Consider the following 14,841-nt stretch of genomic DNA (forward strand, 5'->3'; position numbering starts at 1 on the left):
GTATGACCACTTCTTTGCAACCTGCGTATGCCTTAGTCCCGGGTGCGAACCTGGAAGCCTATGTGCACACGGTGAACAGCATTCCTTTGCTGACCCCTGAGCAGGAGCGTGAACTGGCTGAGAGTCTCTATTATGAGCAGGATCTGGGGGCGGCTCGGCAGATGGTCCTCGCCCACCTGCGTTTTGTCGTGCACATCGCACGCAGTTATTCCGGTTACGGCCTGGCTCAATCAGATCTGATTCAGGAAGGTAACGTTGGCCTGATGAAGGCCGTTAAACGCTTCAACCCGGAAATGGGTGTGCGTCTGGTTTCGTTCGCTGTTCACTGGATCAAGGCGGAAATTCACGAGTTCATCCTGCGTAACTGGCGCATCGTGAAAGTCGCGACCACCAAGGCCCAGCGCAAGCTGTTCTTCAACCTGCGCGGCCAGAAGAAACGTCTGGCGTGGCTGAACAATGAAGAAGTTCATCGCGTGGCTGAAAGCCTTGGCGTCGAGCCGCGTGAAGTGCGCGAGATGGAAAGCCGTCTGACCGGTCACGACATGGCGTTCGACCCGGCTGCTGAAGCCGACGACGACAGTGCATTCCAGTCGCCAGCGAATTACCTGGAAGACCATCGTTACGATCCAGCACGTCAGCTGGAAGATTCCGACTGGACTGACAACTCCACTGCCAATCTGCATCAGGCTCTGGAAGTGCTGGACGACCGCAGCCGTGACATCCTCTACCAGCGCTGGCTGGCGGAAGAAAAAGCTACGCTGCATGACCTGGCGCAGAAGTACAACGTCTCCGCCGAGCGTATTCGTCAGCTTGAAAAGAGCGCGATGAACAAGCTCAAATTGTCGATAGCCGCGTAACATCGGTTCATCGACAAAGAAACGCCCTGACCGGGAAACCGGTTGGGGCGTTTTTGTTTTGTAGCGACCGATGATCTTCTGTAGGAGCCGAGCTTGCTCGCGATGCAGGCGCTGCTGCCTCTCAGGTCCATCGCGTCATCGTTCATCGCGAGCAAGCTCGGCTCCTACAGGTCACCCGTTTGCTCGCAATAGCGTGGTCTCAGAGACATTGGGCACCTCTTGTAAAACACCACTCGCTATCTGATTTACGCAGGTAGGGGTGTGCTTTTTCCGGCATAAGCTTATGGCTTTTTGATCGTTGCCTCGCATAAGCATAAATACTCAAATGTTCGCTTTTTGGGCGAATGAGTCGATGGACGAGCGGTGTGAAGTAGCGGTGTTAGGCCTTGGCGCGATGGGCGCTGCGACGGTGTATCAACTGGCTAAAGCCGGGATTGATGTCATCGGCGTTGACCGCTTCAATCCGCCCCACACTGAAGGCTCCAGCCACGGCGACACCCGTATCACCCGTCTGGCCGTGGGTGAAGGCGCTGAGTATGTGCCGATCGTCCACAACTCTCACCGTATCTGGCGCGAACTTGAGGCGCTGACAGGGGAGTCGTTGTTTGAGCAGTGTGGCGTCCTGGTGATGACGTCAAGTCCTGCTTATGACCCTCAAGACGAAAACGATTTCACCCATCGCACCATTCACCTCGCCAAGACTTACGGCATCGATCACGAAGTGCTCAATGCGGAGCAGATTCGCCAATGCTTTCCGCAGTTTGCTCCAGTGCTGGACACTGCTATTGGCTATTTCGAACCAGACGGCGGCTACGTGCGACCAGAGCGCTGCATCGATGTGCAGCTAAAGCTGGCACGAGAGCATGGCGCGACGTTGCTGACCGGTGAGATCGTGACCGGCATCAGTTCAACCAAGCAGGGCGTCACGATCGCCACAGATAAGCGCACAATCCACGCCGATAAAGTCGTTGTCAGCGCGGGCATGTGGTCGGCGGATTTGCTGGGCGCTCCGTTCAATCAATTGTTGAGGGTCTGTCGACAAAAGCTGTTCTGGTTCGAGCTGGAGGAGGACGCGAGTTTTGCACCGCAGTCACCGAGCTTCATCCTGACGCATGGTCCCGGTGAGGTGGACATCAACTACGGTTTTCCGCCCCTGCCGGGTGAGGGCAGCATGAAGGTCGCCACTGAGCAGTATCGTGATGCCTCTTCGGCAGGTTCACTGGACAGAACCATCAGTACCGCAGAAGAGCAGGACATGTTCAACGCTCAGGTTCGCGGCAAGATCGCGGGCGTGACCTCGCGGGTCGTCAAATCCTCGGTGTGCGCTTATACCGTCACTCCCGATTACAACTTCATCATCGACGAACATCCGGCCATGAAAAACGTGCTGGTTGTTTCCGCCTGCTCGGGCCACGGCTTCAAGCATTCAGCCGGGCTGGGCGAAGCACTCGCGCAGTGGTGCATCAACGGCAAAAGCGATGTGGACCTGTCGGCCTTTTCCTTGAAGCGTTTCGACGATCAGCGTTGAAACCCCCGATTCCTGTATTTATCTGCCCACTTTGAAAGGTGAAGTATCGTGAAACGTGTTGCTCTGTCCTTGGCGCTATTGGTCGCCGCTGTAGGTTCTGCTTATGCCGACACCCTGAAAATCGCAGTGGTACCTGTGCCCCATGCGGAAATCCTAGAATTCCTTAAGCCGACACTGGCCAAGGAAGGCGTGACCCTGGATGTGAAAGTGTTTTCGGATTACGTACAGCCGGATCGTCAGGTGGATGAAGGTTTGCTGGATGCCAATTATTTCCAGAGCAAGCCGTATTACGACGCCTACAAAAAGAGCCATCCGGGCAGTGATCAAGTGCCGGTGGTTGCGGTGCATATCGAACCGTTCGGTGCTTATTCGAAGAAGATCAAATCTATTGCCGAGCTTAAGGATGGCGCAACTATCGCCATCCCCAACGACCCGACCAACTCCGGGCGTGCGCTGTTGTTGATCGCCAAACAAGGCCTGATCACCCTGAAAGACCCAGGCAATATCATGGCAACCCGTCAGGACATCACCAGCAACCCGAAAAACCTGAAGTTCAAAGAGCTGGAAGCGGCGATGCTGCCTCGTGCCCTTGGCCAGGTTGATCTGGCGCTGATCAATGCCAACTACGCTTTGGAAGCCAAGCTTGAGCCGCATAAAGATGCGCTATTCATCGAAAGCTCTGAATCGCCTTACGCCAACTATCTGTATGTGCGCCGTGACAAGGCAGACCTGCCTGCTGTGAAAAAGCTGGGTGCCGCGCTGAATTCACCTGAAGTGAAAGCGTTCATCCTGGAGAAATACCACGGGGATGTGGTGCCAGCGTTTTAAAGCCGGGTGGTGAAATACGATCTTATGTGGGAGCCGAGCTTGCTCGCGATAAGGGCGGCGCGGTTTCGGATCGAGTCGTCCCCATCGCGAGCAAGCTCGGCTCCCACAGAAGTAGCGTTGCAGTTCATTAGGTCGTGATACTGAGTCCGCCCGCTAAAACTTGCGGCTGTTATTCAAACCCAGCAAGTAATCATCCCCACCCAACTGCTGCATCTGCCGGCGAATCCAGCTGGCGCGGCCTGCGACGTAACTGGTCGGACGGCTGGCGCTCCAGACTCGAGGGTTAGGCAGTACGGCGGCCAGATAGCTGGCTTGCTGCGCCGAAAGCGCACTGGCGTTCACGCCGAAGTGATGCTGCGCCGCCGCCTGGGCACCGAAGACACCGTCATCCCACTCGACGCTGTTCAGGTATACCTCAAGGATCCGCTGTTTGGACCAGAGGACTTCAATCAGTCCGGTAAACCACGCCTCAAGGCCTTTGCGCAGATAGCTACGACCCGACCACAGGAACAGGTTCTTGGAGACTTGTTGGCTCAGGGTGCTGGCACCGCGAATCGAACCACCCATCTCGTTGTGAGCAATGGCGGCCTGAATAGCTTCCACATCAAAGCCCCAATGCTCGGCGAACTTCTGATCTTCACCCGCGATGACCGCGACTTTGAGGTCGTTGGAAATCTTGTCCCATGGCTGCCAGGTGCGCTGCAGATCAATCGGCTTGCCATCGACCCATGATTCAATCTTGCGCTCAACCATCAGCGCCGTGCCCGGTGGCGGCACGAAGCGAAAGATCAGGACCAGCAACACGCTGCCCGCTGCAAACCAGAGCAGGGCTTTAATGAGAAGACGTACTAGTGAACGCAGCATAGAGATGGCTTGGCCGAACCCGTTGAGCGGGCCATTATACAGACCGTGCGCCTTTGGACGATTTTTGAACGGAGTTAGTTATGGTTCGTAGCTTTTTAATGTTGGCAGCGTTCTTTGGTTTCACCGGCGTAGCGCTGGGAGCCTTCGCTGCGCATGCCCTCAAGAACCGCCTGAGCCCGGAGTATCTGGCGATTTTCCATACCGGCGTGCTTTATCAACTGATCCACGCGTTAGCGATTCTGGGCGTGGCGGTGCTGGCCGCTCAGCTTCCGGGCAGGCTCATGACCTGGGCGGGCTTCTCTTTCGCGCTGGGGATTGTGCTGTTTTCCGGCAGCCTGTACCTGCTGACCCTGACCGGCATCAGCAAACTGGGCATCATTACACCGTTCGGTGGGCTAGCGTTTCTGGTGGGTTGGGCGTTGCTGGGCTTGACCGCTTGGCGGTTGGGCGGGGTTTGATCGTCCATTTTTGAATTGAAATGATGTCAATGTGGGAGCCGAGCTTGCTCGCGATAGGCCTGCACGCAGTGGACCTGATATCTATGGCGTTCCTATCGCGAGCAAGCTCTGCTCCCACACATCGCTTTACCTTGGTCATACCGGCTGATCGGGCTAGAATGCTCGCCCCCAAAAATGATGGCTGCTCCCGCGCATGCACATTCAGTTGAACGGTGAACCCTTTGAATTGCCGGACGGCGCGACCGTTCTGGCATTGCTGACCCGCCTTGATCTTGTCGGGCGTCGTGTCGCAGTCGAGCTGAACCTGGATATCGTGCCGCGCAGCCAGCATGAATCCACGGCCCTGAGCGAAGGCGATCAGGTCGAAGTCGTCCACGCGATTGGCGGCGGCTAGGCTTCGACGTTTTCTGATTCAACTGCAAGACCTCAACTTCCAAGAGGATTTCCAATGAGCAATGTTCGCAGCGACAAGCCGTTTGTCCTGGCCGGTCGGACTTTCGAGTCGCGCCTGCTGGTGGGTACCGGCAAGTATGTGGATATGGAGCAGACCCGTCTGGCCATCGAAGCGTCGGGTGCCGAGATCGTCACTGTCGCGGTACGTCGTACCAACCTGGGCCAGAACCCGGGTGAGCCGAATCTGCTGGATGTCCTGCCGCCGGATCGCTACACCATCCTGCCGAACACGGCGGGCTGCTTTGACGCTATCGAGGCGGTGCGTACCTGCCGCCTGGCCCGAGAACTGCTCGACGGCAAGAATCTGGTCAAGCTGGAAGTTCTGGCCGACCAGAAAACCCTGTTCCCTAACGTCATCGAAACCCTCAAGGCCGCCGAAGTGCTGGTCAAGGAAGGTTTCGACGTGATGGTTTACACCAGCGATGACCCGATCATTGCGCGTCAGCTGGCTGAAATCGGCTGTATCGCGATCATGCCGTTGGCTGGCTTGATTGGCAGCGGTCTGGGGATCTGCAACCCGTACAACCTGCAGATCATCCTGGAAGAAACCAAAGTGCCGGTGCTGGTGGATGCCGGTGTCGGCACTGCGTCCGACGCTACCATCGCCATGGAGCTGGGTTGCGAAGCGGTGCTGATGAACTCGGCCATCGCTCATGCCCAGGACCCGATCCTGATGGGCTCAGCCATGAAGCACGCGGTGATTGCCGGTCGCATGGCTTACCTTGCCGGCCGTATGCCCAGAAAACTTTATGCCAGTGCGTCTTCGCCGCTGGATGGGTTGATCCGGTAAAACAGTAACTATGTAGGAGCTCGAGCAACGCGAGGCAGCGATAGCGGTTTGCCTGACACACCGCTATCGCTGCCTCGCGTTGCTCGTGAGCTCCTACAGGAAAGCACTAATTCAGATAGTACGTGTTGTTTGATGAGACTTTGTTGATGACTGATCCAGACGTTCCAAACCCAGAGCTGCCTGTTGCCGAAGAAGGCGAAGAGCGCCAGCACCGCCGTATCAAGAGTTTCGTGATGCGCGCCGGTCGCATGACTGAAGGCCAGCAGCGTGGTCTGGACCAGGGCCGTCCACTGTATGTGCTGCCATTGACCGACGCACCGGTGGATTACGATCAGGTATTCGGTCGCTCCGCGCCGCGCACGCTGGAAATTGGTTTCGGCATGGGCCACTCGCTGCTGGAAATGGCAGCGGCTGCGCCGGATCAGGATTTCATCGGGGTTGAAGTTCACTATCCGGGTGTCGGCGCATTGCTTAACGGCGTGCTGACTCAGGGCCTGACCAACGTACGGGTCTACGACTGCGACGCGATTGAAGTGCTCAACCGTTGCATCGCCGATAACAGCCTCGATCGTCTGATGCTGTTTTTCCCGGATCCTTGGCACAAGAGCCGCCACCATAAGCGCCGTATCGTGCAGCCTGCTTTTGCCGAACTGGTGCGCAGCAAACTCAAGGTCGGCGGTGTTCTGCACATGGCTACCGATTGGGAACCGTATGCCGAATTCATGCTGGAAGTGATGAACGTCGCGCCGGGCTATCGCAACCAGGCCGAAGACGGCAAATGCGTACCGCGCCCGGCCGAGCGTCCAATCACCAAGTTCGAACGCCGTGGTGAGCGTTTGGGGCATGGGGTTTGGGATTTGAAATTCGAGAAGGTGGATTAACTGACACCAATCCCTCTGTAGGAGCTGCCGAAGGCTGCGAGCATGGCGAAACCGCAGCGACCGGTTCCCGGTCATTCGCAGCCTTCGGCAGCTCCTACAGGGTGAGTTTACTTACGATCCGCAACAACCCCGATCAACACCAGCACCACCACCAATACCGGCGCCAGGCTGTAGTTGTTGAACTGGCTCAGGCCGCGGATCACCCACGGCGTGGCGTAGATCAACGCCGCGCCGCTGCCGATGGTAACCAGTAACGCCATCAAAGGGATGCGCAAGGCACCTGCGAAGCTGCTGATGCGTTGTTCGACCCAGCCTTTGAAGTCAGCGCCAAACAACACCAGCAAACAGCCCACCAGGGCGAGGGATATTTCCGAGAGGTTGCTGCGGCTCCAGCGGGAGATGGTGGCGAGCAGGTCGAGTATCAAATCCATGCAGGGTCCTTAGATCAGAAAATATTGCAGCAGGTCGTTGAGAAACAACTGGCCTTGCGGCGTTGCGACCAATCGGGTCGGATCAGCTTGCAGCAGCCCACGTTGCTCTGCTTGCTGGCGCGCACTGGCCAGCGAATCGAGGCTTAGACCGGTGCGTTCGCGAAATAATGCAGCGTCCACGCCATTTGTCAGGCGCAGCGCGTTCATCAGGAATTCGAAGGGCAATTCTTCGACACTGAGCAACTTCTCACCGGCCTTGAACGGCTTGGCCGGATTCAGATAATCCTTCGGCAAACGAGTCTTCCAGGTGCGCGCAATGCGCCCGTCCGGATGGCTGAGTTTGCCATGGGCTCCGGCACCAATACCGATGAAGTCGCCGAAGCTCCAGTAATTCAGGTTATGCCGCGCCGGTCTGCCGGGGTGCGCATAAGCCGAGACTTCGTACTGTGCGTAACCGTTCTGCGCCAGCAACAACTGCCCGGCTTCCTGAATGTCCCACAGGATGTCGTCTTCTGGCAGCGTCGGCGGCTGGTTCCAGAACACCGTGTTCGGCTCCAGCGTTAGCTGATACCAGGACAAATGCGTCGGTTTCAGGTCGATGGCTTGTTGCAGATCGCCCAATGCATCCTCAGGTGACTGGTCAGGCAAGCCGTGCATCAAGTCCATATTGAAGTTGTCGAAGCCCGCCTGACGCGCCATGTCGGCGGCCCGAATGGCTTCATCGCCGTTATGGATGCGGCCCAGTGCCTTGAGTTTGGCTTCCTGGAAACTCTGGATGCCGATGGACAGGCGATTGATGCCCAGACCGCGATAGGCGCTGAACTTGACCTGCTCGAAGGTGCCGGGATTGGCCTCCAGGGTGATTTCGATGTCACTGGCGAAGCGAATGCGTTGCTCGACACCTTTGAGCAAACGGCCCAGGGCGTCTGCACTGAACAGGCTTGGCGTGCCGCCGCCGAAAAAGATCGAACTGAGCTCGCGACCATAAACGTAAGGCAGGTCCAGATCCAGATCGGCCAGCAGTGCGTCGATGTACTCCGCTTCCGGCAGCACAGGGCTGGCGGTGTGGGAATTGAAGTCGCAGTACGGGCATTTGCGTACGCACCACGGGATGTGGATGTACAACGACAGCGGCGGCAGTTGCGGCAAGGCTGTCCTCGGCTCGGTCGATGAGAAGCCGGTGGTGCCGAGGAACAGCGGTGTTGCAGGCGTTTCGTGGGTCATTTCAAAGCCAGGCGTTGACGCAAGATGGCCATGGCGCGGGCGCGGTGGCTGAGCTGGTTCTTCTCGGCGGGGCTCAGTTCGGCGCTGGAGCAGTCCCGCTCCGGCACCCAGAACAATGGATCGTAACCGAAACCGTGCTCGCCGCTGGCGGCGGTCAGTATGCGCCCGTGCCACAGGCCTTCGCAGAGGATCGGCAATGGATCATCAGCGTGACGCACCAACGCCAGTACGCAAACGAACTGGGCGCCACGTTGCTCTTGCGGGACGTCTTTAAGGGCTTCGAGCAGCTTGGCGTTGTTGGCGGCATCGCCTTTTCCATCGGCATAGCGCGCGGAATAGATACCCGGTGCGCCGCCCAGGAAATCCACCGCCAGCCCCGAGTCGTCAGCCAGCGCTGGCAAGCCGGAAATGCGTGCCGCGTTGCGGGCTTTGAGAATCGCGTTCTCAACGAACGACAAACCGGTTTCTTCAGGCTCCACGCTGCTGAACTCGCCGATAGAGCGCAGTTGCACGCTGTCGCCGAGCATGGCCTGGAGTTCTTTGAGTTTGCCAGCGTTGTGGCTGGCCAGTACGAGCTGCGGGAAAGTCATCATTCGCCTGGATAGAGTTCTTGATTGAAGCTGAAGGAATGGTTGTCTTGATTCCCGGCTTTCACATCGATGTTGAAGGTGTAGGTTCCGGCTTGTTCAACCGGGAACTGCGCAATGTAGCTGATCCAGCCTTTGTCTGTGACTTGCTTGAAGGTCAGAGGCTCTGGGCGTCCGGTCAGGTCTTTGTAGGTGCCTGCCACCACGGACGGCGCTGGTTTGCCCGTCTTTAGAACGGTGATGTTCAATACATTCAGCTGTTTGCTGCGGATCAGGCCGGATGATTTCGCCACGTCCGCTGACAACGTGGTCGAGGCAAACGCGTTGTAGTAAACGGTCACGTCGCCAAACGTTTCCTGCCGGTTGGGCTTGGCGTAGTCAGCAGCAAATGCCGACAGGCTCAGGGCGCACATCAAGATGATTGCCAGGCGACGCATCATCTTTCTCCTGTCTATGAATTGAAAAATACGATCCTGTAGGAGTGAGCTTGCTCGCGATAGCGTCTGTTCAGACGGTAATTTAGTGCCAGTGAAACCGAATCGCGAGCAAGCTCACTCCTACAGATTCCGGTTTCAGGTTTGCTTCAAACCGCGATCTTGTGTTCCTGCAAACCCGGACTGCTGACCCGGTAGATACCGATCTCACCTAACAGGTTAGGCCATTGTTTGCTGGCCCAGCCGTGCCGATGCTGTTGATCCACTGCCAGCCGATCAATGACCTTGGCGTGGCGGCCACGGCACAGCTCTTCGAAGTCCTCGAAGGTGCAGAAGTGGATGTTCGGCGTGTTGTACCAAGTGTAAGGCAGGAAATCCGACACCGGCATCCGGCCCTTGGTCGCCAGGTACCAGCGGCAGCGCCAGTGACCGAAGTTCGGGAAGGTAATGATGCACTGGCGGCCCACGCGCAGCATTTCGTCGAGGATCTTGTCCGGGTAATGCACGGCTTGCAACGCCTGGGTCATGACCACGATGTCGAAGCTGTCGCTGGCGAAGTTACCCAAGCCCTTGTCCAGGTCCTGCTCGATGACGTTGACGCCCTTGCTGATGCAGCGGGCAATATTGTCGGCGTCGTTTTCCAGGCCATAACCAGTGACTTGCTTGTTATCGCGCAGCCAGGCCAGCAGTTCGCCGTCGCCGCAACCAAGGTCGAGCACGCGGCTGCCCGCAGGGATCCATTCTTGGATGATTTCCAGATCGGCTCTCATGGCGTCCTCAAATTACAATTCGGTTCATGTAGCTGGAGAACGCCTGCAAGTAGCGCGGGATCGGAATCAGGAACGCATCGTGGCCCTGAGGCGCGTCGATCTCCAGGTAGCAGACGTTCTTTTTCGCTGCCATCAGTGCGTCTACCAGTTCCCGGGAGCGGGCAGGTGAGAAGCGCCAGTCGGTGGTGAACGACATGACACAGAAGTCTGCGGTCACATTGGCGAAGGTCGCGGCCAGATTGTCGTTGAACGCGCCTGCCGGGTCGAAGTAGTCCAGCGCTTTGGTCATCAACAGGTAAGTGTTGGCATCGAAGCGGCCGGAGAACTCTTCGCCCTGATAGCGCAGGTAGCTTTCAACCTGGAATTCCACACTGTGGAAGTCGTAGTTGAGTTTCTCGCTCTTCAGGCCGCGGCCAAATTTTTCACCCATTGAGTCATCGGACAGATAAGTGATGTGCCCGACCATGCGCGCCAGCATCAGGCCGCGTTTGGGGATGACACCGAACTCCTGGAAGTCGCCGCCATGGAATTCCGGGTCTGACAGGATTGCCTGACGGGCCACCTCGTTGAACGCGATGTTTTGCGCCGACAGTTTAGGAGCCGAGGCAATCGCCAGGCAGTGGCGCACTCGGTCCGGGTAAGTCATGGTCCATTGCAGCGCTTGCATGCCGCCCAGACTGCCGCCGACTACTGCTGCCCATTGCTGGACACCCAGCAAATCAGCCAGGCGCGCCTGGCTGTGGACCCAGTCCTCAACCGTCAGGACCGGGAAGTTGGCACCGAAGGGTTTGCCGGTTTCCGGGTTGATACTGCTCGGGCCTGTTGAGCCATTGCAGCCGCCCAGATTATTCAGGCTGACGACGAAGAACCGATTGGTATCGATAGGCTTGCCGGGACCGATGCAACTGTCCCACCAACCGGGTTTGCGGTCATCGACGCTGTTATAGCCCGCCGCGTGGTGGTGACCGGAAAGGGCATGGCAGATCAACACGGCATTGCTGCGTGCGGCGTTGAGTTGGCCATAGGTTTCGTAGATCAGATCGTAGGCAGGCAACGAGCGGCCACAGGCCAGTGCCAGAGGCTCGCTGAAATGTGCCGTTTGCGGCGTGACTAGACCGACAGAATCTTCGGGAAAGACCGTGGACATCGACCCTGCTCTCGCTTAAATGAGGCGTAAGTCTAATGACCACGGGGGGGAGGGGCAACAGAGGAGTTGTTGGGTGTGGTGGTTCTTCTGGATATCCAGAATTTTGTGGAAGATATCATGTGTGTCCGCAAGGTGACGTGGGACCGGCTTTAGCCGGGAAGGCGGCATTTCTGACGACGAAAATGTAGCGACTGTACTGGCCTCTTCCCGGCTAAAGCCGGTCCCACGACATCACGCCAACATGGCGTCTCCCTCAGGCCGTACGCCCAGACTCAAACAGGAACCAGATACGCCGTTCGGCTTCGTCGATCCAGTTTTCCAGCAGGCTGGCGGTGGCGACGTCGTTATGTTCGTCGCACAGTGCGTGAGTTTCACGCATGTAGTTGGCCAGTTGCATGTTGTCTTCACGCAGTTCGGCGAGCATGTCGGCCGGGGTGACGAAGTCGGCATCGTTGTCGGCAATGCGTTGCAGGCGCTGGATGTGCCCGGTGGAGCGCAAAGTGGTGCCGCCCAGTTTACGTACGCGCTCGGCGATGGCGTCGGTGGTTGCGAAAATCTGATCAGCCTGGTCGTCGAGCAGCAAGTGATAGTCGCGGAAGTACGGGCCGGACATATGCCAGTGGAAGTTCTTGGTTTTCAGGTACAGGCCGAAGATATCAGCGAGCAAGGTGTTGAGTTCCGCTGACAGATTACGGCGGGCCTCTTCCCCCAGGCTGTTGGGCGTGTGCAAGTCGGCTTTGCGCAGTTCTTTGGCAGCTTCAAGATTTTTCATCAGACGTTTCCTTCCTCAAGTAGTCGGTCGGCGTAACGGGCGATGCGAGTGAGCATCCTGATGACATTGCAGCATGGGTTACTGCGGCTCTCTGTACCGCTTGTGCTCAAATCTTTATGCACAAGCGGTGAGCGAAAATAACCAAATGGAATGAAATTTCTGGAAATCTTTGAATTTTCAGATAACTAAATGTTTTATAAGGTGTTTTGTTTGGTCGGCGGGCTAGGATCTGACCGTTTGGATAAGTAGCTTGCTAAGCAAATAGCGCGACAATCGGATTTTCATCAACAGAGTTATCCACAGGCTATTCAGGTAGCGAAAGTCAGTTTAACTGAGCGATCAAGAGCAAATTGCGAGGCGTGATACGGCTTTCGCAGAAGGTGCCAACGCTCACGCGATAATGCTGTTCTTGCAGATACAGGGCTTTGTCGAGCACCAGCCACAGCTCCAGTGGCCGACGGAACAAGTTGCGAACCAATTCCAGATTTCGCACTTGAGCCAAGCGCTCCCAGCCCGCTGCTTCAAGGGTGGACCAATGTTGTTCGCCCACCGCAGGCAGGCCCTTGAGCGCTGCCAGATCACGACAATAATCGGCAAAAGGTTTATCCAGCCAGGCACTGGGCAGTGACGGCGTGGGTAGATATTCGTCGCTGTTTTGCAACTGTCGTTGCAGCAAGTCAAAGGCCAGGCGGCGAGCCATGGACTGGTCGCGCTGGCGACGGACACGGGCTCCAGCGGTTACTGTTTCGCTTAGCGGCAAGCCGAGATCGTCCCGGGACAGTTTCAGGGCAGATGTTTGGCCCTCACCGGAGAGCGGCTGATAATGCTCCGCTTCAATGCGGTTGTAACAGCATGGTGCAACAGCCAGCTGAGTGCAGCCGACCTGGCTGGCGAGGCGCATCAACTGGACGTGCAGATCCCCGCAGGCATGCAGCGCTACCGGTGAGTGATGAGCTTGAAGTCGGCGCCAGGCATCGTCTGCCATGACGTCTTGTTGTACATGTGTGGCCTCGGCGTTCAGGCGCGAGCTGAGTTGACGTCCGGCTTCGACCAGCGTCGGGTCGCGTTCCAGGCAGGTCAGTGTCTGGTCTGGCTCGAGTAAACGTCGCCCCAGATGGCCTTTGCCCGAACACCAGTCCAGCCAGTGTGCCGGTTTGTGTTCAAAACTCAGGCAACTGGCGAAGGCTTCGATCTGTTGCCATTTGCGGCCAGGGACGTCGACGCTCATGCGCGGCTCTACCGGAGCAAGGTCGAAGGCGGGCAGCGTTTGTACTTGACTCAGTGCCTGAGCCTCAGCCGCCAGTTGTGGAAACGGGAACGGCGCTGCGAGTTGTTCCGGATGATTATGGGCCGCTTCGGCCTCGCTTAACGTGCGTTGGCGTAGCCAGCCTGCGAGCTCGGGATATTGACGCTCCCAAGGCAAATGCAAGTGAGTGAACGGTCGGGGACGCCACAGCGGCTGCCAGGCAAACAGGAAACTGTCCAGGGCCCGGAATCGACTGCGGAGCTGTTCGTCGTGCAAAGCGAGGTCGTTGGCCATGGTCAGCTGTCGGGTTCAAACGCGTAAAAGGGCTGGCGGAAAAACGCCAGCCCTCTTCATAACAGCGCCCTGATCGGGCGTCTACGCGTAAAGGACGTCTGAACTCAGAAAAATATTAATACTTAAGTGTTGGCCAGGCGATTTGGATCACAGAATGTTGAACGGGAAGTACTTGTCGTTGATCTTCTTGTAGCTGCCGTCTTCGATGATTTCCTTGATCGCCAGGTTCAGTCGAGCGCGCAGTGGGTCGTTCAGGCGTACGGCGATGCCAATTTTGTCGTTATCCACAACAGGGTCACCTTTGAACTCGAAGCTCGAGCCGGCCTGGCCTTTGAGCCATTCATAGCTGACATATTTATCGGCGAGGATCGCATCCACATGCCCTTCGGCCAGATCAGTGAAAGCACTTTCCTGAGTGTCATAGAGCTTCAGGGTGATATCCATGCCCAGATTTTCCTGCAGCCACGAGGCTGACAACGTCGACGCCTGAGCACCAATTGTCTTGCCTAACAGTGAGTCTCGAATGGAGGCCTTGTCGGTTTTGAGCTCGCTGCCTTTCGCCGCCACAAACTGCAATTTGTTGGAGTAGTACGGCTCGGTGAAGTCCACCAGCTCAGCGCGCTCTTTGGTAATCGACATTGATGAAATCAGGAAGTCGAACTTATTGTCATTGAGCGCCGGGATGATGCCTTCCCATTCGGTGGTAACTACCTCGCACTCGACTTTCATTTTTGCGCACAGTGCGTGACCGATTTCGACGTCAAAGCCTACCGCCTGACCGCTGGCGTCTTTACCGTTGAACGGTGGATAAGCGCCCTCGACACCGAATTTCAATTTCTCCACAGCAAAAGCACTGGTCGTGATAGCCAGTGTGGCGGCTGCGACCAGCAGGAATTTTTTGTACATCTGCATGGGTGTTGCTCCGTTGCAATTGCGGGACTTATTGGGCTGCTGTGGGGACGACTGCTGTTGGACATGAGTTACCGCAAAATGTCGCTGGTCGCCTGAAGCATTTGTTAAGCCATGTATCGGCGGGGTTCAGCATTTGCGCATCAATACACACATAAGAGCGCTGAATTGAAATGCACTTTCTGTAGGAGCTGCCGAAGGCTGCGAAGCACTCATCCTGAACACGCGGTCATCGCAGCCTTCGGCAGCTCCTACAGGTCTAGTGTTTGCTTCGCGACAGCGTGGTGCCATAGATGTCTGTACATGTCGCAAGATAGCCACTAGCTCACTACGTCGTCCTGCAGCTTTGTGCTGTTTCCGTACCACCG

At 57.0% G+C, this 14,841-nt stretch carries 17 protein-coding genes; 7 read left to right on the plus strand and 10 right to left on the minus strand.

All coding sequences use genetic code 11. The features are described from left to right. Nucleotides 1-2: 2 nt before the first annotated feature. The 3 genes from rpoH to AUC60_RS14440 all read left to right on the plus strand — a co-directional run bounded on the left by rpoH (nt 3) and on the right by AUC60_RS14440 (nt 3,213). Nucleotides 3-857: an RNA polymerase sigma factor RpoH gene (rpoH, locus tag AUC60_RS14430; RefSeq protein ID WP_027899700.1), complete on the plus strand. Its 855-nt coding sequence runs from the start codon at nt 3-5 to the stop codon at nt 855-857. 352 nt (nt 858-1,209) lie between these two features. Then, nucleotides 1,210-2,385, plus strand: coding sequence for an N-methyl-L-tryptophan oxidase (solA, locus tag AUC60_RS14435; RefSeq protein ID WP_087268501.1), 1,176 nt, complete (start codon nt 1,210-1,212; stop codon nt 2,383-2,385). A 48-nt stretch (nt 2,386-2,433) separates the two neighbouring features. Then, on the plus strand, nt 2,434-3,213 hold the full coding sequence (locus tag AUC60_RS14440) for a MetQ/NlpA family ABC transporter substrate-binding protein (RefSeq protein WP_087268504.1): 780 nt from the start codon (nt 2,434-2,436) through the stop codon (nt 3,211-3,213). A gap of 153 nt (nt 3,214-3,366) precedes the next feature. Here the strand turns inward: AUC60_RS14440 and mtgA are convergent, their stop codons facing one another. Beyond that, the gene (mtgA, locus tag AUC60_RS14445; protein ID WP_087268507.1) at nt 3,367-4,077 is read right to left on the minus strand and encodes a monofunctional biosynthetic peptidoglycan transglycosylase; all 711 of its coding nucleotides are present in this window, start codon (nt 4,075-4,077) and stop codon (nt 3,367-3,369) included. 80 nt (nt 4,078-4,157) lie between these two features. Between mtgA and AUC60_RS14450 the strand changes: the two genes are divergently transcribed. The 4 genes from AUC60_RS14450 (at nt 4,158) to trmB (ending at nt 6,659) form a co-directional block, all read left to right on the plus strand. Next, nucleotides 4,158-4,535, plus strand: a complete 378-nt coding sequence (locus AUC60_RS14450; protein ID WP_027899702.1) for a DUF423 domain-containing protein — start codon at nt 4,158-4,160, stop codon at nt 4,533-4,535. A 193-nt stretch (nt 4,536-4,728) separates the two neighbouring features. After that, nucleotides 4,729-4,929: a sulfur carrier protein ThiS gene (thiS, locus tag AUC60_RS14455; RefSeq protein ID WP_087268510.1), complete on the plus strand. Its 201-nt coding sequence runs from the start codon at nt 4,729-4,731 to the stop codon at nt 4,927-4,929. Between the two features lie 54 nt (nt 4,930-4,983). Further along, entirely contained in the window at nt 4,984-5,778 is a 795-nt protein-coding gene (locus tag AUC60_RS14460; RefSeq protein WP_087268514.1) for a thiazole synthase, read from the plus strand. 233 nt (nt 5,779-6,011) lie between these two features. Then, nucleotides 6,012-6,659 carry a tRNA (guanosine(46)-N7)-methyltransferase TrmB gene (trmB, locus tag AUC60_RS14465; protein WP_218927839.1) on the plus strand — a complete coding sequence of 216 codons (648 nt, stop codon included), beginning with the start codon at nt 6,012-6,014 and terminating at the stop codon, nt 6,657-6,659. Nucleotides 6,660-6,766: 107 nt separating this feature from the next. Here trmB and AUC60_RS14470 read toward each other — a convergent pair whose 3' ends face one another. From AUC60_RS14470 to AUC60_RS14510, 9 genes are all read right to left on the minus strand, one after another. Continuing rightward, nucleotides 6,767-7,090: a DUF3392 family protein gene (locus AUC60_RS14470; protein ID WP_087268516.1), complete on the minus strand. Its 324-nt coding sequence runs from the start codon at nt 7,088-7,090 to the stop codon at nt 6,767-6,769. A 9-nt stretch (nt 7,091-7,099) separates the two neighbouring features. Next, nucleotides 7,100-8,314 (minus strand): radical SAM family heme chaperone HemW, encoded by a 1,215-nt coding sequence (gene hemW / locus AUC60_RS14475; protein WP_087268518.1) that lies wholly within the window; start codon nt 8,312-8,314, stop codon nt 7,100-7,102. Beyond that, on the minus strand, nt 8,311-8,907 hold the full coding sequence (rdgB, locus tag AUC60_RS14480; RefSeq protein ID WP_158099123.1) for an RdgB/HAM1 family non-canonical purine NTP pyrophosphatase: 597 nt from the start codon (nt 8,905-8,907) through the stop codon (nt 8,311-8,313). Before rdgB ends, hemW begins: the two co-directional genes overlap by 4 nt. Then, nucleotides 8,904-9,338 (minus strand): DUF4426 domain-containing protein, encoded by a 435-nt coding sequence (locus tag AUC60_RS14485; protein ID WP_087268523.1) that lies wholly within the window; start codon nt 9,336-9,338, stop codon nt 8,904-8,906. Before AUC60_RS14485 ends, rdgB begins: the two co-directional genes overlap by 4 nt. A 146-nt stretch (nt 9,339-9,484) precedes the next feature. Continuing rightward, the gene (gene metW, locus AUC60_RS14490) at nt 9,485-10,105 is read right to left on the minus strand and encodes a methionine biosynthesis protein MetW (RefSeq protein WP_087268526.1); all 621 of its coding nucleotides are present in this window, start codon (nt 10,103-10,105) and stop codon (nt 9,485-9,487) included. A gap of 7 nt (nt 10,106-10,112) precedes the next feature. After that, complete coding sequence (metX, locus tag AUC60_RS14495; RefSeq protein WP_087268528.1) at nt 10,113-11,252, minus strand: homoserine O-succinyltransferase MetX; 1,140 nt, start codon at nt 11,250-11,252, stop codon at nt 10,113-10,115. Between the two features lie 253 nt (nt 11,253-11,505). After that, nucleotides 11,506-12,024: a Dps family protein gene (locus AUC60_RS14500; protein ID WP_087268530.1), complete on the minus strand. Its 519-nt coding sequence runs from the start codon at nt 12,022-12,024 to the stop codon at nt 11,506-11,508. A gap of 322 nt (nt 12,025-12,346) precedes the next feature. After that, entirely contained in the window at nt 12,347-13,564 is a 1,218-nt protein-coding gene (locus AUC60_RS14505; RefSeq protein WP_087268533.1) for a methyltransferase, read from the minus strand. A gap of 147 nt (nt 13,565-13,711) precedes the next feature. Then, nucleotides 13,712-14,476 carry a transporter substrate-binding domain-containing protein gene (locus tag AUC60_RS14510; RefSeq protein WP_087268536.1) on the minus strand — a complete coding sequence of 255 codons (765 nt, stop codon included), beginning with the start codon at nt 14,474-14,476 and terminating at the stop codon, nt 13,712-13,714. Between the last annotated feature and the right edge of the window lie 365 nt (nt 14,477-14,841).

It is taken from the genome of Pseudomonas caspiana, assembly GCF_002158995.1.
Classification (GTDB): domain Bacteria; phylum Pseudomonadota; class Gammaproteobacteria; order Pseudomonadales; family Pseudomonadaceae; genus Aquipseudomonas; species Aquipseudomonas caspiana.